Below are 23,234 nucleotides of genomic sequence, written 5' to 3' on the forward strand. Positions count from 1 at the left end.
TGGGGTACGGGAGGCGGCGCCGCGGTCTACTTCATGCCCGCGGTGGCGATGCCCTGGGTGAAGTGCCGCTGAAGGACGATGAAGACGACCAGGACCGGCAGTACCACGAGCAGGGAGCCGGCCATCAGCATCCCGTTGCCGCCGCCCACGGTGCGGTTGGGGTCGTTCGCGAAGGTGGCGAGCGCCACCGGCAGGGTGTATTTGTCAGGGTCGTTGGTGGCGATCAGTGGCCAGATGAAGTTGTTCCAGGAGCCAAGGAACGTGAAGATCGTCAGGGTCGCCAGCGCCGGCTTGACCAGCGGCAGGACGATCCGCCAGAAGATGTACCACTCGCCGGCGCCGTCCATCCGGGCCGCCTCCAGCAGCTCGTCCGGGATGGACTGCATGAACTGCCGCATCAGGAAGACACCGAACGCGCCGGCCGCGAAGGGCAGCACCAGGCCCGCGTATGTGTCGATGAGGTTCATCTTCGTCATCAGCACGTACAAGGGAAGGATCATCAGGTTCCCGGGGACCATCAGCGACGCGAGGACCACGCCGAAGATCTTCGAACGGCCCGAGAAGATCAGCTTGGCCAGGGCGTAGCCGAGCATCGAGCAGAACAGCAGGTTGCAGACCGTGACGAGGATCGCGACGATCACCGAGTTCAGGAAGTACCGGGGCATGTCGAGCTGGTCGAGCAGGTCGCGGAAGCTGGCCAGAGTCCAGTCGGAGGGGATCCACACCGGCGGGCTGGCCGTCAGCTCCTTCTTCGTCTTGAAGGCGCTCAGCGCCATCCAGAGGAAGGGCGACGCCATGATGAGGAGGCCGGCGGAGGAGATGACGTACAGCAGGGGCTTGCGCGCCCGACTGTCGCGGCGGCCCGGCCTCGCGGTGGATACGGTGGGGGCTGAAGGGGCAGTGGGGGCGCTCATTTGGTGTTGTCCTTCATGAGGCGGAGCTGGAGCACCGTGACGCCCATGATCACGACGAACAGGACGTACGCCATCGCACTCGCATAGCCCATGTGGAAGAAGTTGAAGCCCTCGCGGTACATGTCCAGCGAGACCGTCAAGGTCGCGTCGGACGGACCGCCCTGCGTCATCACGAACGGTTCCTCGAACACGTTGAGGTACCCGATGGTGGTGATGACCGTCGCGTACAGCATCGTCGGCCGCAGGAGCGGCACCGTGATCCGGCGCAGCTCCTGCCAGGCGCCCGCCCCGTCCAGCCGCGCGGCCTCGCGGACCTCGGCCGGGATGGCCTGGAGACCGGCGATGAACAGCACCATCACGGTGCCCAGGTTGCGCCATACCGCCATCGCGATCAGTGACGGCATGGCCCAGGTCTCGGAGCCGAGGAAGTCCGGGGTGCTGAAGCCCAGCTCGGCGCCGAGCCCGGCTATCAGGCCGTCGGACGGGTCGAGCACGAACCGCCACACGATCGCCACGGCCACGATGGTGGTGACCACCGGGGCGTAGAAGCCCACGCGGAAGAAGGTCCGGGCCCGGTCGATCCCGTTGTTGAGGAGGATCGCGACGAGCAGCCCGAGGAGGATCGTCAGGGGGACGCCGACGACGACGAAGTACGCCGTGTTGAACAGCGCCTTGAGGAACTTGTCGTCATCGAACAGCTTGACGTAGTTGTCGAAGCCGACGAACTCCGCCTCCAGCGGTCGGGTCACATTGCGCGCCCCGAAGTCGGTGAAGCTCATGAGGAGCGTCGCGACGATCGGGAGGAGCATGAACAGCCCGAACAGGACCAGGAACGGGGTGGAGAACAGCCAGCCGGCGAGGTTCTGCATCCCCATCCGGCGCCGCCGCGGCCCGGCCGGGACCCCGGACTGCTCCGGGGCTCCCGGCCGCGTGCCGTGCGCGGCCTTCGTGGTGGTGGCCGTAGCCTTGGTGGCGGTCATGGCGTGTGCGCTACTTCACGAGGCTTTCGATCTCACCCTGGGCCTTGTCCAGGGCTTCCTTGGCGGAGGACTTGCCCTGGGTGACCGACTCGATGGCCGCGTCGACCTTCGAGGTGATCTCGGTCCACTTGGGCTGCACCGGCGAGACCTTCGCGGTCTCCATCTGGGTCTTCCAGACCGTCATGTCCGGGTCGGTCGCCAGCTCACCGGACTTCCAGGCGGCGATGTTGGCGGGCAGGTCCCGCGTGCGCTCGAACCAGTCCGCCTGGCCCTCGGCGTCCGTCAGGTACGTGACGAACTCCTTCGCGGCGGCCTTGTGCTCGCTGTCTGCGGAGATCGCCAGGCTGGAGCCGCCGGCCATGGAGACCGAGGACTGGTCGGTGGGCACGTTCGCGACGGCCCACTTGCCCTTGATGTCCGGGTAGTTCTCGTTGAGCAGCCCCATCATCCAGGGGCCGCCGAAGAACATCGCGACCTTGCCGCTGTTGAAGTCCTTGGTGACGTCGTAACCCGGACGGACCGACTTCTCGCTCAGGCCCTTGTCGAAGTAGCTGCCGTAGTTCTCCAGCGCCTTGACGGCCTCGGGGCTGTTGACGACTGCCTTGCCGTCCTGGGTGACGATCTCGCCGCCGGCCGAGTAGAGGAACTGGTAGAAGCTCTGCACGGTGTCGAGGCCGCCCGGCTGGATCGACAGGCCCCACTTGGCGCCGGCCTTCTGCTGGTACGCCTCGGCCGCCTGCTGGAGCTCCTTCACCGTGGCCGGGGCCTTGGTGATATCGGCCTGCTCGGCGAGGTCCGTGCGGTAGAAGAGGACGCGGGTGTCGACGTACCACGGAACGCCGTAGGTCTTGGCGTCGACCGTGCCCTGCTCCCAGCCGGCCGGGAAGAAGTCGCTCTTGTTGAACGTGGCCGTGTCGACCGGCTCCAGGACGCCCATGTCCGCGAACTCGCCCATGTAGCTCCCGCCCATCTGCATGACGTCGGGGAGCTTCCCGGCAGCGGCCGCGGCGACCAGCTTCTGGTGCGCGACATCCCAGCCGATCGGGGTGACCTTGATCGTGATGTTGGGGTTCGCCTTCTGGTACTCCTTGGCGACGTCCCCGAGCTTCTCGCCCTCGGTGCCCATCGCCCAGACGCTCAGGGTCTGCTTCTTGTCGGCGGCGGCGCTCGCACCATCGCTGCTACCGCAGGCGGTGAGGATGAGCGCCGACGCCAGTGTGATGGCGACCGAGGCGGTGGTAGCGGTGCGGTTCATGGCCGGCTCCTCCTTGAGGTTCCAGATGTATGCGCTGTCTGTAAGCGCATACATCACTGTGGTGCAGGCGCCGCGACGGTGGCAAGGGGGTCCTGGTCACACTCCCGTAACGGGAGTGACATCCGGCCGTGGGGCTTTGTGTGCGAATGGGCAGGAAGGGGATCCTTGCATGGCGCAAACCGTATGGTTTCCGTTGGCGAAAAGGGAGGAAGTGTGATGGATTTCGCTGGGTTGCGGTGGGAGGCGCGCGAGGACCCGATGGCCGCGAGCGGGTACCGAGTCCCGCGAGCGTGTACCGGCGCGACCGCGCCCCCTGCGCGTCCCGCGCCTCAGCGGGTCGGCGGTGCACCCCAGGCCGGCGCGGCGGGCTGAGCCCCAGGTGCGGGAGGTGGCCGCTACGGGCAATCGGGCGCGGGGTGTGAGAGGCGGCGCTGGGCCCCCGCCGAGGTGAGTGGTCAGCGTGCTCGGCAGGGTCCTGCGGCTGATGCCCGCGGGCCGGACCCTCGTCGGCTCAGCGGGTGCAGCCGCAGCTGGACCTGCGTACCACCGAGACCGGCAGCATCAGGGAGACCGGCTCGCTGTCCGCGGTGCCGTTGAGGCGGCGGACCAGGAGTTCGACCGCCTCCTCGCCCATCCGGCGCATCGGCTGCCGCACGGTGGTGAGGGCGGGGTGGACCAGGCGGCCGAGGGCGATCCCGTCGAACCCGGTGACAGCCACGTCACCCGGTACCCGCACCCCCCGCCGCTCCAGGGTGTGCAGCGCGCCCACGGCCATCTGGTCATTGGCGAAGAGCAGGGCCTCGGGCCGGTCGCCCGTACGGTCCAGCAGCGCGGCAGTTGCACGGGCCCCTTCGGCTTGCGTCATCATCGGCACCCGCAGGTCCGGCTCGTCGCGCACCGCGACCCCGGCTGCCCGGCATGCCTCCCGGTACCCGCGGAAACGCGCCGCGACATCCGGTGACTCCTCGGCGGAGCCGACGTAGGCGAGGTGCCGCAGCCCGTGGTCCTCGATGAGGTGCCGGGTCAGTTCGCGCTGCCCGTCGGCGTTGGCCACTTCGATGTGGTCGAGGTGGTCGAGCTGCACATGCTCGCGCGGCCCCGCCAGCATGACGACGGGCTGACGGCGCGAGATGACCTCCAGATCCTCCGTGGGCACGGTGCGGGCGAGCACCGCGAACCCGTCGACGCGGCCCGCCACCTTCGCCACCAGCGACTCCGGCCCGCCCTTGAGGGACGCGGCGATCAGCAGCGCGTACCCGTGCCGCCGCGCGGCCCGCTCCATACCCCGGATGATCTGGTCGGAGTAGAGCATGGCCGCGTCGTCATCAGCCTCCTGGCCGGCCTCGGACTCGGCGTCCGGGTCGGAGTAGTCCGGGAAGCAGAGGCCGAGTACGCCGGTGGAGCGGCTGGCGAGTCCACGGGCGTTGCCGCTGGGTACGTAGCCCAACTCGCGGGCCGCAGCAAGGACCCGTTCCCGGGTCTCGGCGCGGACCGTGTCCGGGATGCGGTAGACCCGTGACACGGTGGCAATGGAGACGCCGGAACGTTCGGCGACGTCGTACACCGTGGGGGCTGTGCTCACTGGGTGGACCCCCGAGGCAGTCGTGGTGGATGTGATGCGCGAGTCCGCCCAGGTCCGGGCGGCGTGCATGAAAGCGCATTCACCCTAGGTCGGGACTCTGTGTGGAAGCAAGGGCGTCTGTTTCGATGGCGCACCCGGGCAGGTCGGCGGCGCGCACGTCAGTGATCCACCTGTCGAGTCGCTCGGCGTAGTCCGGGCGGGATGAGGCTCCGGGCCCACCGGCATTGCTCGAGCCGTTCGCGCGGGCGGATCAACGCCGGTGGGGCGGGGTCTATCTGCGGGGTCTACTGCTGGTCGGGCGGCGCAAGTCGGTGGAGCCGATGACCGCCCGGCTGGGTGAGGACGGCAACCGGCAGGCGCTGGCGCACTTCATCACCTCCAGTCCGCGGGATTGCGGCGCATCTGCGGGCCGTCTGGCATGGCGGATGCAGCAGGTGATCAAGCCGACCGCGCTGATCATCGACGACACCGGATCCCTCAAGGACGGTCACGCCTCGGCATGCGTTGCGCGGCAGTACACCGGCACCGCGGGCAAGTCACCAACTGCCAAGTCGATTCGGGGGCCGTGGACCTGCTGGGAAGCGCACCACCCCCGCAGTGGCACGGCGAGACGCTTGCGTCTGCTCGCCGTCACCACTGGCCTGATCACCGCCGCCGCGCTGGCCGTCCCCGCCGCCAACGCCACCCAGGCACAGACCTTCAGCGCCAACCAGCTCAGCGCGGGCGGCAGCAGCCGTCCGCGCTCAGATGGAGCTTGCCAAGGAGGTCGCCCGCCCGTCGAAAGCCGCACCTGGCGCGGCTGGCACCGTTGGTCCCGGCACCCCGCTGGGGGCGCCGGGCGATCCCGCGGGAGTTCCTGCAAGCGCAGTTGTTTCAGTCTCAGGCACAGGACAGTCCCCCGATCATCACGCTGTGGGCCGGCTCCGCCACCCGCTTGTCGGCATGGCCCCCGTCAGCGACCTCGACCTGCGCATACCGATTGCCCGAGAACACCAATACCGGTTCCGACTATCCGGCGCCTGCATCACCGCGTCAGGCGGCGTCGGCCGCGTCGCGTGTGCCGGGGCCGATGCTGCATGGTGGGCCGACGGACGGTTCATCACCCACGCGGTGGCGGCACCGCCCGCGAGCAGCGTGACGTCGAGGTCCAGGTCCAGACCGGGCAGCATGCGTCCCGCGGCCCGGACTGCGGGGATGCCCTCACCGCGCTCGGCGGCCTCCAGCCAGGCGACCTCCCGATCCGAAGCGCGGTTCATCGTCCCAGGTCAGGAAGGCACTTTCGCGTTTCCGCCTCAACAGCCGCCACAACCAAGCGAAACAGCGAGGTCAGCGTGTCCCTCGGGGGCGCCCCGACGACGTAACGGTCGTACATGGGGATCTTTGAACCGCATGCTGGACTGGTGCGACACCTGCAACCCGCGCCCCGCACGGGACGACCCCACCCTCGTGATCACGTACAACTACGAAAGCCGGCAGGGCGCCGATGCAGGACTGCTACAGCTTCAAGGACCTGTGACAGCAAGGCACCTGCCGCACGTAACGAGGCCCTGGGTAAATCATTGGCAAAGCAGCGGGATGGCCGCCCCCGGACACCGTCTTCATCAGTAACCGGTGGTGGACCGTTGTGGTACGCGGCAGCTCGTTTTCGAAGTCAACGCACGACATGCGGGAATTCATTCGGTACGCACAGTGCGTCCGTTCCGCATGCCCTTTTGTGATTCAACGGCCCTCGTCGGCGGATATGATGCGGCAGTCGAGAAAATTGAACAAGGACGCTGAACAGAAACCGGGCATGGAGCGTACTCCCTGGCACACGAATCGAAATCCGATCGTGTTTCGCCATCGAGGACGGAGGGACCCGTGTCCCGAAAGAAAATGACCAGCAAGAAGAAGAAGATCGTTCTGCTCGTCGGTACCGCCGCACTGGTGGGTGGTACTGCATTCGCGATGGCAGGAACCGGGAACGCCAGCCAGGGGAACAACCGGTCGTCGCAGTTCTGCCTTGGAGCGGAGAAGTTCTTGTCCGACAGCAACGCGTTCATCGTCGCCCAGGAACGCAACAACTTCCCCGACAAGAGGGCCAAGATCGAAAGGCAGCAAGAATTGGTGCGCCAGACCATTGCAAACATGGAGCGCCAGGGCTGCAACGTGCAGGGAGGAACCGGGAACGCCGGCCAGGGGAACAACCGGTCGTCGCAGTTCTGCCTTGCAGCGGAGAAGTTCTTATCGGACAGCAACGCGTTCATCGTCGCCCAGGAACGCAACAACTTCCCCGACAAGAGGGCCAAGATCGAAAGGCAGCAAGAATTGGTGCGCCAGACCATTGCAAACATGGAGCGCCAGGGCTGCTGACCCGGAGGCCGTCAGGAGTGAGTGAGCGGGGCGCGAAGCTGATCCGAAACGCACGGGTCGAACGCGTCGGATAGCCCAACGCCGCCCCGGGCACCCCCGCTTCCGCCTCGTTGTCCCGAGGCGGAAGCGGGTCACCCGCCTCCCCGCGAATTCACCGATCTGCAGGGCAACAACCGGCCGACATCTGAAAAGAGGTCCGGCACTCACCTGTCCCGGCAGTAGGGCGGCCCATGGAACGAATCCAGTGGCCGCTCGACTCCGCATTTCCGGACTCCTTCACTTCGTCACGGAGTTGATGTGTGCGACGCCCTCATTGATGGTGAGGAGAGCGGCTTTGCTGGGACGCCCTGTTTGTTGAGCGCGAAAGGCATGTAAGGGCCGGGCAGCGTGACTCCGGGGTCGGCCGGGATCTGGAGTCCGTATGCGTTGGCGCCAGGCACGGAAGGTCGGAAGCGGTGATATCGGACCGGGGTCAGGGACGATCATGCTTCCAGTTTCGATGAACTAGTGTCTCGTGACCTGGTTCCTGTCACCTGAAGCTCTTTGGCTCGTTGGGCAGTGTGTGAACCTCTTTTCTGAACAGGCCGCGGAATTGCGGGCGTTGGCGGCAGATCGGCACGTGACGGCGGATGTGGCAATGCGGGCCCGCATCGTGTTGTGGGCCGACGAAGGCCGTCGCCGTAAGGACATCGCCGAGCTGGCGGTGTGTCCGCGCGGACGGTGGACCGTGCCAAGTCCCGGTACGCGGAGCACGGTCTGGCGGGTCTGGTGGAAAAGAAGCGCGGTGGCGGGAAGGACCAGGTGCCGCCTCAGACCCGCAGCCGGGTGATTGCATTGACCAGGATGACCCCGCCGCCGGAATCGAGCCTGTCGCACTGGTCAACGCTCACGTTGGCAGCACACCTGAAGCGAACTGAGGGCATCAAGGCCTCCTTTCGCTATGTCGCCCGCGTCTGGCGCGAGGAGAACCTGAAGCCACACCGGTCGGGCACCTTCAAACCGTCGAAGGACCCGGCGTTCGCCGAGAAGCTGGCCGACGTGGTCGGGCTGTACCTGGACCCGCCCGCGCTGTCGTGCTGTCGGTCGATGAGAAGACGCAGGTGCAGGCGCTGGACCGGACCCAGCCGGTGCTGCCGGTGACCTTCGACGCCGGCGAGAAGCGCACCAACTGCGGTGCTCCTGCGGGATCGCGCGGAGCAGGCTCAGCGCGCACGCGAACTCGCGGGCGTGTGCGGCGAGGACCGCCGCACGGGCGAGCAGCGCGGGGTCGGCGGTGCCGGTGGCCGCGAGTGTGCAGGTGGCGAGGTGGATCGCGTCCTCCCGACGGCGGGCCCCACTCTCCTTCAGCAGCCAGCGGAGCAGGGCGGAGGCGGTGACCACACGCGCCGCTCCCCGCTGCCGTGGACACTCGGTGCCGGCTTCTCCTGAGCGCCGCGCGGCCCCCGGTCCGCGGCCTCCCTCACCGCGGCTACGATACCGGGCACACCCACCGCTGTTGTGCGTGCCCGCACGTCACCTGGGCCGCTTCATGGGGGAACCTCCCGGGGCTTCCCGGCTCGCCCATTCGGTGCGTTGGAGCCAGGTCATGCCGCGAGAACGCGCCCGTCTTCCTGAGGGCACGGGCGACATGCTGCTCGACCGTCCGTGGGGACAGGTGCAGGGTGGCCGCGATCTCGCGGTTGCTCAGGCCGGCACCGGCGAGCTCTGCCACCTCCTGCTCGCGCGGCGACAGCCGGTCGCCGTAGCCGGGGCGGCCCGGCGGGCGGTGCTCAGCGCTCGGATGGGCCCGTAGTGAAGCCCGTACCCGAGCCACATCCCATGTCGCGCCGAGGGCATGCAGCTCGCCTGCGGCAGCGGCCAACTCCGGGACACCTGCCGTGGTCTTCGGGCTGCCGGCCAGAGCACATCGACCACAGGCCTCTGCGGCGAGAGCCGCCTCGTAGGGCCGGGGAAGCGCCAGGTAGCGAGTACGGGCGCGCCGGAAGTACTCGGCTGCTCCCGGAAGTTCGCCGTCCGCCTCGGCCAGCAGCGCTCGGCACCACAGCAGTGCGGCCGCGGCAGCCGATGACTGTCTGTTCTCAAGGCCGGCCGCGAACTCGTCCACCATGGCCCGCGCCGTATCCAACTCCCCGGCCCGAACCGTAGCTTCCACAGCCCACGGGGCCAACTCCGCCGCCCATACCCACACGGCCTTGGCTCGCAGCCTGACCCAGGCCTCAGCCGCTTCCCGGGCTGCGGCCGCCATGTCCTGGCGGGCCAGCGCGAGCCTGATGCGACCGCCCGAGGCTGCCGCCACCAGCGGAACGGCGCCGTCGTCCCCAGACAGTCCGGCGTCTGAGAGCCAGGTGCCCACCCGGCCCCAGTCGCCTTTGGCCAGGGCCAGCAGGCCGAGTACCAACCTGGCGTAGCCCGCGATGAACGGCATCTCGTCCGCCTCCGCCGCCATCGTGCGGGCCTGGCGGGCCAGGCCCGACCAGCGGCCGGCCGTCATGTCCAGCAGCAGCGATTTACTCCGTGCCGCCTGCTGCATGTACAGGGCCCCACTACGGACGGCCAGCTTCGTGCCCTCGGGCAGCAGCTCGCCCGCTCGCGCGTACTGGCCTAGCCAGATGGCCGCGTCTGCGGCATTGATCAGGCCACGAGACGAGTGATGGAGAATCCGCGGATCGTCGCTTTCCCGGGGGAGTTTCTCCAGCTGCCGCCACCCGTCCGGATCGCCTACGCTGAGCAGGACGGTCACCCGGTCTGCCGCGACCGCCGCCTGGGCCGCCGCATCCCCGCTCCCGGCCACCGTCGCCTCGGCGCGCGCCAGCCAGGCGAGGTTGTCCGACAGCGGGCCATTCGGCCAGTAGGGCAGCGCCAGGTCCGACATGGCCCGCGCCGCCAACGCCGGACGGCTGCTCAGCTCATCGGCAGCCCTCACGTGTTCGACGCGCCCTTCACGGCCCCGCCCGACCTGGTTGCTCAGTAGCAGCCCGAGGTCCAGCCGGATCTCGCCACGCACAACGGCTGGCAGAGCAGGGTCGTCGATCACCCGTCGCAGGACCTCCACGGTCTGGTCGGAGCCCAGCCCGACAACAGCGCTGCGTGCGAGCATCAAGGCCAACTGAGCCGGGTTCGACGACCGGGCTTCAGGATGCGCCAGCGCGTCCTCGAGCAGCGAGATCGCCGGCTGGTGGTCCCCGGCGTCGACGGCCTCACGCGCGGCCTTCTCCACACTCTCCAGCCAGTCCGCGATCCCGCCGGCCGCGAGCTGTTGGCGGGCCAACCGCGCCCATGGCACCGGGCGCCGAACCGCCAGCACGTCGGCCGCACGAGCGTGCAACTCCCGACGCACCGGGCCGGGCAGCAGTTGATACACGGCCGCGGCCTCCATCGGTACCCGGAACCCGTAGTGACCGAGCCCCGACTCGTTCAGCACCGCTCCGGACAGCGCGGCCGTCAGCGCCGCCCGGCCGCCCTCCGCCGACAGGCCCGCCACGAAGGTCAGCTCGTCCTCTGTCGCGGCCTTGTCGAGCACTGCCGCCGCCCACACCACGCGCCGCGGCTCCTCATCCAGCGCCGCCATGCGGCCGACCACCAGCTCGGCGAGCCGAACCGGCACCGCCGCCTCGTCCACGTCCCTTGCCGTCAGCCGGCCCAGGCCGACCACCGTGGCACTCCCGCCCGAAGGCAGACCAGCCGTCTTCAGCTCCTCCACGAGATCGGCCACCACCTGCGCGTTTCCGCCCGAGCGCTCGCAAAGCCGGGCGATGAACCGGGCCGAGCAGCGGTCTTCGCCCAGTGCCTCTACTGCCATCCGGCGGACCTCGGCCTCGCCGAGCGGCCCGAGCCGCATTCGGACGAGGGTCAGCTCGGCCGGGTAACCCACCGGGGCGCCCAGCACCAGCCCGGGACTGGCCAACTCCTCGGGTCGGTAGGTCAGCACCGCTCGCAATCCGGCCGGAGGGTGAGCCAGCACTGCACGCAATGCGCTTGCGTCCTGCTCGTGCGCACGGTCGATGTCCTCGGCCACCAGCAGCATCGGAGCATCCGTGCCGGGCGAGGCCGCCAACTCCCGCAGTGAAGCAGCCGCTAGCGGAGCCGAGGATCCAGACTCCAGGATTCTCGGACGATGCAACGACCCATCCTCCGCCACCGCCGACACTGTCCTTGCTGAGCAGGCGGGCTCCCGCAGGACAGAGGCTCCCGAAGCCGTGAACGTCATCGTCAGGCGAGGAGCCTGCGCGAGCTCCGGACGCGCCAGCAGCCACCGCACGAACCGCGTCTTGCCCATCCCCGCCTCTCCCTCGACGAGCACCAACACCCGGGCACCCGCCGCAGCCGACCGCAACGGCTCGCGTACCACCCAATCCCACTCGTGCTCACGCATCACGGTCACCTGTCTTCATCGGCGCTTCCCGACGCGCCGTCCCGAGCACACGGGTTTCACCAAGCGGATGCCGTACGGGCGCAGGAAGTCCAGGACATGAGCCCCGGTTGGCCCCAGAGAGCGGCCCCGTTACCGGCTGACTGGGGTAGTAGCAGCGCTTCTGGGTCGGATACGGCGCCCGTGCCCAGGTGTGGCCGCCGTTGACCGGGTTGTGCCGACCGCGCCGCAGGTCGGGGCAGGGGACCCGGCCGGCGGTTGCCACCGGTGTCGCGGAGCGGGGGAACTGGGGCGCGGAGGAGAGTGGATCCTTGGGCTGACAGCCGGTGCTCGCCAGGCCGGGAAGCACAGCAGTCAGAGCGGCCAGAAGGGGCGGTTGCGGACGAGCATGCACGGTGGTTCTCCCTCGTGACGACTGGTGTTGCCGCCGGTGTCGGTGCGGCGGGCGAAGCCTGGCGGGCCCCCGCAGAGGCCGGGGCCGACGCATGCTGATTGAGCCACCCAATGCGCAATGGCTTGTACCGGTTGTGTCCCGGTCGGGGTGTTGCCCCAAGTAGCGGTCCTACGGCGCCTTTTCCGGTCCGGACCGGTCCGGACAGCGTTGTGCTGGGGTTGGCCATGGAGGAAGCGGAGCCGACACCGCGGTGGTTGTTCGCCGAACGGTTGGCGGCGGACCTGCCGCTGAAGAGTGCGGTGGCTGAAGCCAACCGGCGTCGGCCTGCCGGCCGGGGTCGGCCGATCTCGGGGCGCAGGGTCAGCGACTGGAAGCGAGGCCAGCATCTGCCCGAGTCGGAGATGGCGTTCCTTGTACGTCGCTGCGATGGCGGGATGGGATGCCATGCAGCCGGTGCGCCCTGATTAAGCACCCCGATGCATAGCGGCTTGTACCGGTTCTGTCACAGGGGGACATTGCCGCTGGTCGCAGCCCTACGGTAGGCCTCCGGTCCGGACCGGGCCGGAAAGCGCTGTGGCAGGGGTGGTCATGGGAAGTGTGGAACCGTTACCGCGGTGGTTGTTCGCCGAACGGTTGGGTGAGCTGCTGGAGCTGGCGGCGGACCTGCCGCTGAAGAGTGCGGTGGCTGAAGCCAACCGGCGTCGGCCTGCCGGCCGGGGTCGGCCGATCTCGGGGCGCAGGGTCAGCGACTGGAAGCGAGGCCAGCATCTGCCCGAGTCGGAGATGGCATTCCTTGTACTGATTCGGGTGCTGGTCGAGCACTGCCGCGGTCGCCGGGTGCCTGCTGACGAGGTCAGTCCGGGTCTGCTGGATGAGGAGCAGTGGCGGCGGTGGCTGCGGGCCGCCCGCACGTCCCCGCCCGACCCCGAGCCCTTCACGAAGCAGTCGGCCGGGCAGGAAGAGCGGGCCGGGCAGACGCCCGCTTCCGGCCGGTGGAAGTCTGAGTGCCCGTATTTGGGTTTGGCGCCCTTCGGGCAGGAACAGGCGGAGGTGTTCTACGGGCGGGAGAAGCCGACCGCGCAGCTAGTGCACACCCTCGCCGACCGGTTGGACCGCCCCGGGATCTTGATAGTGAGCGGGGCCTCGGGCGCGGGCAAGTCCTCACTGGTGCGCGCCGGACTGCTGCCCGCGCTCGCCGACGGCGCGCTCAGCGCTGAGTCGGCCCGGTGGCCGGTTGCGGTGATGCATCCCACCTCCCAGCCCCGCGATGAGCTGGCACGGGCGCTGGCCAAAGTCGCCGGGCGTGACCCCGAGGCCATCCGCACGGTGCTGGAGAGCTCCCCGGAGCGGGCCCACACGTTGGTACGGGACGTAGTGGACGCCCACGCCGCCACGGCACAGACGACTGCGGGCAGCACCGGTGACCGGCTGGTGCTGGTGGTCGACCCGTTCGAGCAGTTGTTCACCCTCCCCGGCGCCCATCACCCCGACTCCGACTCCGGCCCCAATTCTGTTAGTTCGGTGCAACGGCAGCGCGCGGACGTGATCACGGCACTGCACGCGGCGGCCACCGAGCCGTGCGGGCCGGACGGGGAGCCGGCCGCGTTGGTCATCGCGGTCATCCGCTCCGATTTCCTGCCCGCCTGCGCGGTTTACCCAGAACTGGCCGACGCGGCAGCCGACGGGCTGTTCCTGGTCGGGCCGATGACCGCGCAGCAGCTGCGGCTGGCCATCACCGGACCCGCCGAACGCACGGGCCTGGAGATCGCACCCACTCTGGTCGACGCCATCCTCGCCGACCTGCCGGCATCCTCATCGGATGGCGGGTACGAGGTGGGGGCGCTGCCGCTGCTGTCGGAGGCGATGCGCGTGACCTGGCAGCACCGTGAAGGCAACCGGCTGACCAGCCGCGGCTACGAGCTGTCCGGCGGTGTCGCCCACGCCATCCAGACCAGCGCCGAAGCCGTCTACAGCGCCCTCACACCCGCTCAGCAGGCCGCCGGCCGCAAAGTGTTCCTCCGCCTCACCAGGATCACCTCTGACGGGCAGGCCGTCCGCCGCCCCATGCCCTACCGGCACGACGACGCCGCCTCCGAGGTTCAGGACGTCGTGGAGGCCTTCGCCGCCCAACGCCTGATCGTGGTGGGCGAGAACACTGCGCAGATCACCCACGACACCCTGCTGCACGCCTGGGTACGCTTACGCGGCTGGCTCGAGGACGACCCGGCCAACCGTGCCCTGTACAGCCAGCTGGCCGACGACGCAGCCGACTGGGCCGGCAACCACCACGACTTCTCCTACCTCTACCGGGGCCAACGCCTCACCGCGGTCACCAACGCCCGACAGCACTGGAACAGTGACCCCGACCGCTACCCCACCCTCGCCCGGCAGGAGCAGGATTTCCTCGACGCAAGCGTCAAAGCCGAGACCCGCACCACCCGGCGAAGACACGCCCTCACCACAGCCCTCACCATCCTGCTCGTCCTCGCCATGGCCGCCGCTTCACTGGCCTACCGACAACGCGAAACCGCACTCACCGCCCAGCAACAGGGGCTGTCCAAGCAACTCGCCGCCCAGTCCGACGCGCTCATCGACACCGACCCCGACCTGGCTTCCCTACTGGCCGTCCAGGCATACGGCACCAGCCCCACCAACGAAGCCACCGCCAGCCTTTATGCGGCAGCAGAACTCCCCTTTCACCGCCGCCTCACCGGCCACAAGGAGACCGTGCTTTCGGTGGCGTTCAGCCCCGATGGACACACCCTCGCTACCGCCAGCGCCGACGGGACAGCGCGGTTGTGGGACACCACCACCGGCCGCACCCGCACCACCCTCACCGGCCACAAGGACACCGTGTATTCGGTGGCGTTCAGCCCCGATGGACACACCCTCGCCACCGCCAGCGAAGACAGAACGGTACGGCTGTGGGACACCACCACCGGCCGCACCCGCACCACCCTCACTGGCCACAAGGACAAGGTGCTTTCGGTGGCGTTCAGCCCCGATGGACACACCCTCGCCACCGCCAGCGCCGACGGCACAGTACGGTTGTGGGACACCACCACCGGCCGCACCCGCACCACCCTCACCGGCCACACAGACTGGGTGAATGATGTGGCGTTCAGCCCCGATGGGCACACCCTCGCTACCGCCAGCTTCGACGGGACAGCGCGGTTGTGGGACACCACCACCGGCCGCACCCGCACCACCCTCACCGGCCACACAGACAACGTGCAGTCGGTGGCGTTCAGCCCCGATGGACACACCCTCGCCACCACCAGCGCCGACGGGACAGCGCGGTTGTGGGACACCACCGGCGGCCGCACCCGCACCCGCACCACCCTCACCGGCCACACAGACTCCGTGAGGTGGGTGGCGTTCAGCCCCGATGGACGCACCCTCGCCACCGCCAGCGAAGACAGAACGGTACGGCTGTGGGACACCACCAGCGGCCGCACCCGCACCACCCTCACCGGCCACAAGACCGCCGTGGGGACGGTGGCGTTCAGCCCCGATGGACACACCTTGGCCACTGGCAGCTTCGACGGGACAGCGCGGTTGTGGGACACCACCGGCGGCCGCACCCGCACCACCCTCACCGGCCACACGGACAGTGTCTGGTCGGTGGCGTTCAGCCCCGATGGACACACCCTCGCCACCGCCAGCGAAGACAGAACGGTACGGCTGTGGGACACCACCAGCGGCCGCACCCGCACCACCCTCACCGGCCACAAGACCGCCGTGGGGACGGTGGCGTTCAGCCCCGATGGACACACCCTCGCCACCGCCAGCGAAGACGGCACAGTACGGTTGTGGGACACCACCACCGGCCGCACCCGCACCACCCTCACCGGCCACAAGGACACCGTGTATTCGGTGGCGTTCAGCCCCGATGGACACACCCTCGCCACCACCAGCGAAGACGGCACAGTACGGTTGTGGGACACCACCACCGGCCGCACCCGCACCACCCTCACCGGCCACACAGAAGCCGTGTTTTCTGCGGAGTTCAGCCCCGATGGACGCACCCTCGCCACCACCAGTGAAGACAGAACGGTACGGCTGTGGGACACCACCACCGGCCGCACCCGCACCACCCTCACCGGCCACACAGACTGGGTGAATGATGTGGCGTTCAGCCCCGATGGGCACACCCTCGCCACTGGCAGCTTCGACGGGACAGCGCGGTTGTGGGACACCACCACCGGCCGCACCCGTACCACCCTCACCGGCCACACAGACGCCGTGCAGGCGGTGGCGTTAAGCCCCGATGGACACACCCTCGCCACCGCCAGCGAAGACAGAACGGTACGGCTGTGGGACACCACCACCGGCCGCACCCGCACCACCCTCACCGGCCACACAGACGGTGTCTGGTCGGTGGCGTTCAGCCCCGATGGACACACCCTCGCCACCAGCAGCGAAGACGGCACGGCGCGGCTGTGGAATGCAGACATGCCTGACCAGACCGCGGCGATCAGAAGGATCTGCCAGGTCGTTGGCCGAGATCTCACCGCGGAAGAACGCTCCGAGTACCTCGCCGGACAGTCACCTGACCGCGTGTGCCTCACCTGAGCTCCGCCTGAACGCGCAGATGGCATTCGTCTTCAAGGAGCCGTACTTCCCCGACAACGCTCGGATCGACAGCTTCAATGGCCTGCTGTTCCGGCGGATACGGTAAGCAACTCATGCCTGCATAAGGGAATGCAGAGAACTCACCCTCATTCGATGATGCGATCGGCAGCGGACTTCGAGACGCCGAACAGCGGGGCCATCTGGCGCAGCGTCAAATTCGTGCGCCAGTACGCCGTTACCAGCAGTACGCCGTCCTCCAGCGGGAGGCCCCAGGGACGGCCTTGCGTACCGGATCCACGCCCTCGCGGGGTAACGCAGTGATCAGCTTGTGGAAGCAGCGCGGGCTCAGTCCGGTGAACGGGGCCATCCAGGACGGCTCCGACGCCGTGATCACACCAGCCACGGCAAGATCGTCTCACCCGTGCCGTTCCATCTCACAGAGTCTCGCGTGCCGCTGCCTCAGCTGGACCGGCCTCAGGCCAGCAGCACACCCCCGGGGTGCGGACGGTGATGATCCGGACGAAGGTCCGGAAAGTATGCTGTGCGGCCACGGGCCGGGGGCTTTGGGTGAGCGCGAGGTGGGGAACATGGACGTGAACACGCGCATGGTCAAGGTCAACGTGACACTCATCGTGTTGTTGCTCCTGTTCGTCGCCGTGGTGGCCATACGCGCCGTGATCGACTCCGACATGACCTGGAGGTACGACAAGGTCTTCAAAGACAAGGGCACGGGCCAGCTGTCCGACATGATTGCGACCGCCGACGACGACATCTGGGTGGTGGGCAACGCCACCCGAACCGTCAGTTATGCCGGGGACGAGTCGGCCGACGACGGCTTCCTCCTGCACCACGACGGCACCCGCTGGCAGCGCCGTCCCATGCCGACATTGTTCGGCGACAGCGTCTACGAGGCCCGCTTCGACGACGTGGACTCCGGCGGATTCCTGCTGACAGCGAGCCTGAAGGACCAGAACTCGCCGCGCACGGCCCGCTGGGACGGCACACGCTGGACAGCGCTGCCCAAGCTCCCCGACGACCACCGGGCCGCCGATGTACGGGCCTTTGCCGCGGACGACATCTGGGTCCTCGACGGCCGGACCGGGGCCCAACACTGGGACGGCACCCGCTGGACTGCCATGGACCTGCCCGTCACCGTCACCGCACTCGACGGCGTCGCGTCCGACGACCTGTGGGCGGTCGGCTCCCGCAGCACGAACGACGTGGACACCGGCAGGGAGGGGGAGTTCACCCAGCCCGCCGCCGTGCACTGGGACGGCCGCGCCTGGAAGCATGTACGGATGCCGGACTACCACTTCCCAGCCCCGGCGCCACCCGAGCCCAGCGCCTCCCTCAGCGAAGTCGTCGCGCTGGCCAAGGACGACGTACGTGCCTACGGCGAGCACTCCTACAACCACGGCGAGGAGTACAACGAGCCCCCCGAAGAGGACATCCGGCTGCGCTGGAACGGCACCCGCTGGACCAAGCCGCCGAATGCGAAGAGTGCGTGTGCCGACCGCGGCCGCGCGGTCCGCGACGGTAAGCGCGGGATTGTCCTCAGTGCCAGCCAGTACCTCACCGCGGACGGCGACTGCGAAGGGATCTCGTACGCAGAGCTGCCGAGCACCGACGGGATCAGGTCCAGCTCACAGCAGTCGCTCTGGCTGAACGCCATCGAGGCAGTCCCCGGCACCGACAAGATCCTCGGCGTCGGCCACGTCGAGGTCAATCAGGCCGGCAATCCTACGAGCAGATCGGTGATCGTCATCCTGCAGCGCTGAAGGTCGCCCACCTGGACCCTCTCCTCAGCCCTGACAGGCAGGGCGGCTTGCTGCCCGACCAGCTGACTGATGACCACCGCCTCGCGGACCACTGCCAGTTCTCCACCTTCGACACCGCAACCCCGATCGCGTTGTCGGCGTTCGCGGCCATGAACTCCCGCAGTCCGGCCGTGAGGTGGAGGCGCACGTTGTCCCAGACCAGCACGACCGGGCCGCCCGAGCTGGTTGCGGGCGCGGATGATCGGCTCGCCCTTGCGGCCCCGGTACTCGACGCACTCCACGGCCGGGTTCGTCGACCCCGGCTTCTCCGGGCACGTCACGCTTGAGCTCTCCAACCTCGCGACGCTGCCGATCAAGCTCTGGCCGGGCATGAAGATCGGCCAGCTGGGCATGTTCCGGCTCTCCTCGCCGGCCGAATTCCCGTACGGCAGCGAGCGCTACGGCTCCCGCTACCACGGCCAGCGCGGTCCGACGGCCTCGCGCTCCTTCCTCAACTTCCACCGGACGCAGGTGTGAGGGCTCCATGGGCGCCTGACGTACGAGAAGTTCGGCAACGCTGTCCGCGAGCTGGCGCAGACCATCGCCGACGACGGCTACCAGCCGGACATCATCCTGAGCATCGCCCGCGGCGGTGGCGGGCGGGCTTGCGTACGCGCTCGACTGCAAGAACATCCACCTGGTGAATGGAGTTCTACACGGGCGTGGGCACGACCCCCGAAATGCCGGTCATGCCGGCCCCCGGTCCCGAACGCGATCGACTTCTCGAACAAGAAGGTCCTGATCGCGGACGACGTCTCCGACACCGGCAAGACCCTCAAGCTGGTGCACGACTTCTGCCTGGACACCGTCGCCCCGCTCGGCCGTTATCTACGAGAAGTCGCACTCGCTGGTGAAGTGCGAGTACGTGTGGAAGCGCACTTAAATCGGCGCCGACCGCGTCCGAGATCTCCTCGGACTGCTGAGGTGACTCAGCGGATGCTCGCGAGATCGCGTTCAGGTACACGGGCTGACCAGGGCGGGGAGCTGGTCAGCCCGCAGCATGACGTACTTTGACCGGGTGATTCCCAGTGACAAGCAGCGGCTGATCGCCGACCGGTACCTTCTGACCGACCTAATAGGGCGCGGCGGAATGGGTGCGGTCTGGCGCGCCACTGATCAGCTGTTGCAGCGCACCGTCGCGGTCAAGGAGCTGCCCTTCGGGGGCGACGGCGAGGGGTCACGGCGGGCGCTGCGTGAGGCCCGTGCCATCGCCCGCGTTTCCCACCCCCACGTGATCGACATCTACGATCTGGTCGAGTTCGAGGACCGGCTGTGGATCGTCATGGAACTCGTGGAGGGCCCGTCGCTCTCCCGCCACCTCGCCTCTGTCGGCCCGCTGTCCCCGTCCAGGGCCGCGGAGATCGGTCTGCAGCTTCTCGACGCCCTCGGAGCGGTGCACGCGGCCGGCGCCCTGCACCGGGACGTGAAGCCGGCCAATGTGCTGTTGCGCGGCGACGGCAGCGTCGTCCTGAGTGACTTCGGCATCGCGGCCCTGGCTGACGGCGAGTCGCTGACCAGCACCGGCGAGCTGATGGGCTCCCTCGACTACATCGCCCCGGAACGGCTGCACGGCAAGCAGGCGGGCCCGCCCAGCGATCTGTTCTCGCTGGGCGCCACGCTGTGCGTACTGGTCTCCGGCCGCTCCCCCTTCGCACAGCCGACACCAGCCGCCGTGCTGCATGCTGTTGCCTACGACGAGCCCGACATCCCTGACTGCGCAGACCCGTTGGGCATGGTCATCGAGCGGCTTTTGCACAAGGACCCCGCCGAACGCCTTTCCGCGGCCGACACGGTGGACGCCCTGCGGTCGATAGGCACCCAGGAGCCGGGGACGCTCAAGCAGACCCTGCGGGCACCCACCCTCCCCCCGCCGCCTCGGCGTCGCCGATTGCGCTGGGCGGCGGTGTCGCTGGCCGCGCTGCTGCTCGCGGGCGGTGCCGCCACCGCGTTGGTGATGAACCGTCCGTCGGCCCACCATGCAGCATCGGCCCCGGCACACGCGACGCGGCCGACGCCGCCTGACGCGGTGATGCAGGCGCCGGATAGTGGGAACCGGTATTGGGTGTTCTCGGGCAGTCAGTACGCGGAGATCGAGGTCGCTGACGGGGGCCACGCCGACAAGCAGGTGACCAAGCCGCATCCCTTGAGCGACTGGTCGAGTCTGGCGGGGTTCTCCCGCGTCGATGCGGTGATGCAGGCCCCGGATAGTCGGAACCTTTATTGGGTGTTCTCGGGCAGTCAGTATGCGGAGATCGAGGTCGCGGACGGGGGTCACACCGACAAGCAGGTGACCAAGCCGCATCCCTTGAGCGACTGGTCGAGTCTGGCGGGGTTCTCCCGCGTCGATGCGGTGATGCAGGCGCCGGATAGTCGGAACCGGTATTGGGTGTTCTCGGGCAATCGGTACGCGGAGATCGAGGTCGCGGACGGGGGTCACACCGACAAGCAGGTGACCAAGCCGCATCCCTTGAGCGACTGGTCGAGTCTGGCGGGGTTCTCCCGCGTCGATGCGGTGATGCAGGCCCCGGATAGTCGGAACCGGTATTGGGTGTTCTCGGGCAATCGGTACGCGGAGATCGAGGTCGCGAACGGGGGTCACACCGACAAGCAGGTAACCAAGCCGCATCCCTTGAGCGACTGGAAGAGCAGCTTTCCGTGATCGGAAGAGCGGGCGCGGCCCGTGTCACCGCCTTGTGTGGGAGCCCGCCCTGCCCTGGCCTCCCCCTGCCTCAGGCGCAGCTGAGCCTGGGGACTGCCCAGTCGGCGTGGTCGTAGTTGATGCCGTCGCCGCCTTCCGCGACGACGAGCCTGAGCTCCAGACCACCGGTGAGGCCGGCGCTCAGGACTCTGGGGGCGTCGGCCCCGGTGACCCGGCCGCTGTCGGCGACCTTGGTCCCGTCCCGGTAGACCTGGAACACCACCGAGCCGTTCGAGCCACCCGTCTCGTCGTCGACGCCGACACTCGCGGTGAAGGTGGAACAACTGCCGCCGAGGTAGTACGTGATGTCACTGGCCGCGTGGGTGCCGAGTCCCTTGGCGTATGTCGTGCCGCCCACGGTGAGTGTCCTGCCGTCTTCGGCGGCCCGCTCGCCGTTGCTGCGGTCGCGTTCGACGGGCCCCCAGCCGCCCACCGCCGATGTCCAGTTCAGGTCGCTGACCGCGTGCGTCCCGGCGGAGGGTCCGTTTCCGCAGGCCAGCCGGGCGTTCGCCCAGTCGGCGTGGTCGTAGTCGATGCCGTCGCCGCCGTCGGTGACGACCAGTCTCAGTTTCGTACCGTCGGTGAGGCCGGCGCTGAGACGGACGGGCGGATCGCTCGCTGTCCGCAGCCCGCTGTCGGCGACCTTGGTTCCGTCGCGATAGACCTGGAAGACGACGGAGCCCTGCGTACTCGATTCGTCGTCCACACCGACGTCGACGCTGAAGGACCGGCAGCCGCCGCCGAGGTAGTACGTGATGTCACTGGCCGCGTGGGTGCCGAGTCCCTTGGCGTATGTCGTGCCACCCACGGTGAGTGTCCTGCCGTCTTCGGCGGCCTGCTCGCCGTTGCTGCGGTCGCGTTCGACGGGCCCCCAGCCGCCCACCGCCGACATCCACGGCAGATCGCTGAGCTGACTGACTCCGGTGGGCGGCGGCACCAGTGCCCCCGGTGTCACGCGGTACATCACGGTGCCGTGCGCGGGCACCGAAGCGCTGATGGCACCGGTGGTGGTGCCGGTCTGCTTCGACCAGAGGTCCTCGAGTACGTACGAGGCAGCGCCCCCGATGCCGATCGCGTCGGCGGTCGTCGAGAGCGTCTTCGCAGAGGTGGTCTCGTTCGTCAGAGTCACCGAACGGCCGCCGTCCGCCAAGGGCTTGGACATCACCACCAGCCCGCCGGAACTGGAGACCACCGTGCCCTGCCTGCCCAGGCTGTCCTGGTCGACCGCGATCACGTCGGTGTTCTTCAGGATCGCGAGGGTCGCGGCGGATGCGCTGCGCAGATCGCTGCCGATCAGCAGCGGCGCGGCCATCTGTGCCCAGAGGCTGAAGTGCGTGCGGTATTCGGTGTCGGTCATCCCGCCGTTGCCGACCTCCAGCATGTCCGGGTCGTTCCAGGCCCCGGGCCCCGCATACCGCGCGAGCGGCTGGTTCTGGTGGGCGATGCCGATCATGCTGGACCAGTTGTCCCTGATGTCAAAGGTGGTGCGCCAGGAATTGCCGTACTCCGCGGCCCAGTTCCAGGGCTGGTTCACGCCCCACTCGCAGATGCTGTGGAGAATTGGCCGCCCGGTGGCCTTCAGCGCGTCAGCCATTGCCTTGTAGCGCTGCCGTGCGTCGGTGCCGGTGTTGTTGCAGTTGTCGTACTTCAGGTAGTCCACCCCCCAGGACGCCCACAGGTTGGCGTCCTGCCGCTCGTGCCCGAGCCCGCCGGGAAAGCCCTGTCCGTCACAGGTCTTGGTGCCGGCGCTGGAGTAGATGCCGAACTTGAGCCCCTTGGAGTGCACATAGTCGGCAACTGCCTTGATCCCGTGGGGGAAACGCACCGGGTCGGGCACGAGATTGCCGGAGGCATCGCGGTTCGGCAGCGCCCAGCAGTCGTCGATGTTGACGTAGGTGTATCCGGCGGCCTTCAGCCCTTGGGACACGAAGGTGTCGGCGATTCCCTTGACCATGGCCTCGTTGAAATCGGCCCCGCAGTACGTGGAGTTCCAGTTGTTGAAGCCCATCTGGGGGGTACGGGCAAGTCCGTCGACGGCTGGCGTCGGCGGCGGTGCTGGGACCGGCGCCGACACCGGCGCCGGTGTCGGGGCTGAGTGCGCGGCCGCCGCCGGGGGCGCACCGGCCCACAGCGTGCCTCCGGCGAACAGCAGGAAGGCGGCGGCAGCGGCCAGGCGCTGTCTGGGCGTGTGTCGTTCGGCAGGCATGTGCGGGCTCCCTGTGGGGCGAATGGCGCACAATCAAACGAGTACGAATGAAAGTCACCACATCTCAATGCCGATTCAGGATCATGTGGCTT

13 protein-coding genes and 4 pseudogenes are annotated in these 23,234 nt (G+C 68.5%); 9 read left to right on the forward strand and 8 right to left on the reverse strand.

The annotated features are described in order from the left end of the window. Positions 1-26: 26 nt before the first annotated feature. The 4 genes from OG905_RS01900 to OG905_RS01915 all read right to left on the reverse strand — a co-directional run bounded on the left by OG905_RS01900 (position 27) and on the right by OG905_RS01915 (position 4,731). Positions 27-914: a carbohydrate ABC transporter permease gene (locus OG905_RS01900; protein ID WP_328665832.1), complete on the reverse strand. Its 888-nt coding sequence runs from the start codon at positions 912-914 to the stop codon at positions 27-29. Further along, positions 911-1,894, reverse strand: coding sequence for a carbohydrate ABC transporter permease (locus OG905_RS01905; RefSeq protein ID WP_328665833.1), 984 nt, complete (start codon positions 1,892-1,894; stop codon positions 911-913). The genes OG905_RS01900 and OG905_RS01905 overlap by 4 nt, the downstream gene beginning before the upstream one ends. Before the next feature lie 10 nt (positions 1,895-1,904). Next, positions 1,905-3,149 (reverse strand): sugar ABC transporter substrate-binding protein, encoded by a 1,245-nt coding sequence (locus OG905_RS01910; protein ID WP_328665834.1) that lies wholly within the window; start codon positions 3,147-3,149, stop codon positions 1,905-1,907. A 511-nt stretch (positions 3,150-3,660) separates the two neighbouring features. Next, positions 3,661-4,731 (reverse strand): LacI family DNA-binding transcriptional regulator, encoded by a 1,071-nt coding sequence (locus OG905_RS01915; RefSeq protein WP_328665835.1) that lies wholly within the window; start codon positions 4,729-4,731, stop codon positions 3,661-3,663. 224 nt (positions 4,732-4,955) lie between these two features. Between OG905_RS01915 and OG905_RS01920 the strand changes: the two are divergent. From OG905_RS01920 to OG905_RS01935, 4 genes and pseudogenes are all read left to right on the forward strand, one after another. Further along, positions 4,956-5,284, forward strand: a pseudogene (locus tag OG905_RS01920) (transposase); the annotation flags it as partial. Positions 5,285-6,606: 1,322 nt separating this feature from the next. Beyond that, on the forward strand, positions 6,607-7,083 hold the full coding sequence (locus OG905_RS01925) for a hypothetical protein (RefSeq protein WP_328665836.1): 477 nt from the start codon (positions 6,607-6,609) through the stop codon (positions 7,081-7,083). A gap of 720 nt (positions 7,084-7,803) precedes the next feature. Further along, a complete protein-coding gene (locus OG905_RS01930) occupies positions 7,804-8,223 on the forward strand; it encodes a helix-turn-helix domain-containing protein (RefSeq protein WP_443043880.1) in 420 nt (139 codons plus the stop codon). Positions 8,224-8,256: 33 nt separating this feature from the next. Beyond that, positions 8,257-8,511 carry a hypothetical protein gene (locus OG905_RS01935; RefSeq protein ID WP_328682836.1) on the forward strand — a complete coding sequence of 85 codons (255 nt, stop codon included), beginning with the start codon at positions 8,257-8,259 and terminating at the stop codon, positions 8,509-8,511. A 40-nt stretch (positions 8,512-8,551) separates the two neighbouring features. Here OG905_RS01935 and OG905_RS01940 read toward each other — a convergent pair whose 3' ends face one another. Further along, positions 8,552-11,455: an ATP-binding protein gene (locus tag OG905_RS01940; protein ID WP_328665837.1), complete on the reverse strand. Its 2,904-nt coding sequence runs from the start codon at positions 11,453-11,455 to the stop codon at positions 8,552-8,554. Positions 11,456-12,434: 979 nt separating this feature from the next. Between OG905_RS01940 and OG905_RS01945 the strand changes: the two genes are divergently transcribed. Further along, positions 12,435-16,421, forward strand: a complete 3,987-nt coding sequence (locus OG905_RS01945) for an nSTAND1 domain-containing NTPase (RefSeq protein WP_328665838.1) — start codon at positions 12,435-12,437, stop codon at positions 16,419-16,421. Positions 16,422-16,570: 149 nt separating this feature from the next. Here OG905_RS01945 and OG905_RS01950 read toward each other — a convergent pair. Next, positions 16,571-16,824, reverse strand: a pseudogene (locus OG905_RS01950) (helix-turn-helix domain-containing protein); the annotation flags it as partial. Between the two features lie 184 nt (positions 16,825-17,008). Between OG905_RS01950 and OG905_RS01955 the strand changes: the two are divergent. Then, positions 17,009-18,199 (forward strand): hypothetical protein, encoded by a 1,191-nt coding sequence (locus tag OG905_RS01955; RefSeq protein ID WP_328665839.1) that lies wholly within the window; start codon positions 17,009-17,011, stop codon positions 18,197-18,199. 133 nt (positions 18,200-18,332) lie between these two features. Here the strand turns inward: OG905_RS01955 and OG905_RS39020 are convergent. Continuing rightward, positions 18,333-18,465 (reverse strand): annotated as a pseudogene (locus OG905_RS39020) (IS630 family transposase); the annotation flags it as partial. A 4-nt stretch (positions 18,466-18,469) separates the two neighbouring features. Between OG905_RS39020 and OG905_RS01960 the strand changes: the two are divergent. From OG905_RS01960 to OG905_RS01970, 3 genes and pseudogenes are all read left to right on the forward strand, one after another. After that, positions 18,470-18,715 (forward strand): annotated as a pseudogene (locus tag OG905_RS01960) (dCTP deaminase); the annotation flags it as partial. A gap of 63 nt (positions 18,716-18,778) precedes the next feature. Next, complete coding sequence (locus tag OG905_RS01965) at positions 18,779-19,252, forward strand: phosphoribosyltransferase family protein (RefSeq protein ID WP_443044053.1); 474 nt, start codon at positions 18,779-18,781, stop codon at positions 19,250-19,252. A 4-nt stretch (positions 19,253-19,256) separates the two neighbouring features. After that, positions 19,257-20,897 carry a protein kinase domain-containing protein gene (locus OG905_RS01970; RefSeq protein WP_328665840.1) on the forward strand — a complete coding sequence of 547 codons (1,641 nt, stop codon included), beginning with the start codon at positions 19,257-19,259 and terminating at the stop codon, positions 20,895-20,897. A 70-nt stretch (positions 20,898-20,967) separates the two neighbouring features. On the opposite strand, the gene OG905_RS01980 is transcribed toward OG905_RS01970, so the two are convergent. Continuing rightward, positions 20,968-23,142, reverse strand: coding sequence for an NPCBM/NEW2 domain-containing protein (locus tag OG905_RS01980; protein WP_443043881.1), 2,175 nt, complete (start codon positions 23,140-23,142; stop codon positions 20,968-20,970). Positions 23,143-23,234 lie beyond the last annotated feature (92 nt).

It is taken from the genome of Streptomyces sp. NBC_00322, from assembly GCF_036147535.1.
GTDB lineage: Bacteria > Actinomycetota > Actinomycetes > Streptomycetales > Streptomycetaceae > Streptomyces.

Coding starts and splice junctions, on each gene's coding strand:
- OG905_RS01925 (WP_328665836.1), top strand. CDS start 6,607: ATGACCAGCAAGAAGAAGAAGATCGTTCTGCTCGTCGGTACCGCCGCA.
- OG905_RS01940 (WP_328665837.1), bottom strand. CDS start 11,455: ATGCGTGAGCACGAGTGGGATTGGGTGGTACGCGAGCCGTTGCGGTCG.
- OG905_RS01900 (WP_328665832.1), bottom strand. CDS start 914: ATGAGCGCCCCCACTGCCCCTTCAGCCCCCACCGTATCCACCGCGAGG.
- OG905_RS01905 (WP_328665833.1), bottom strand. CDS start 1,894: ATGACCGCCACCAAGGCTACGGCCACCACCACGAAGGCCGCGCACGGC.
- OG905_RS01945 (WP_328665838.1), top strand. CDS start 12,435: ATGGGAAGTGTGGAACCGTTACCGCGGTGGTTGTTCGCCGAACGGTTG.
- OG905_RS01910 (WP_328665834.1), bottom strand. CDS start 3,149: ATGAACCGCACCGCTACCACCGCCTCGGTCGCCATCACACTGGCGTCG.
- OG905_RS01955 (WP_328665839.1), top strand. CDS start 17,009: ATGGACGTGAACACGCGCATGGTCAAGGTCAACGTGACACTCATCGTG.
- OG905_RS01980 (WP_443043881.1), bottom strand. CDS start 23,142: ATGCCTGCCGAACGACACACGCCCAGACAGCGCCTGGCCGCTGCCGCC.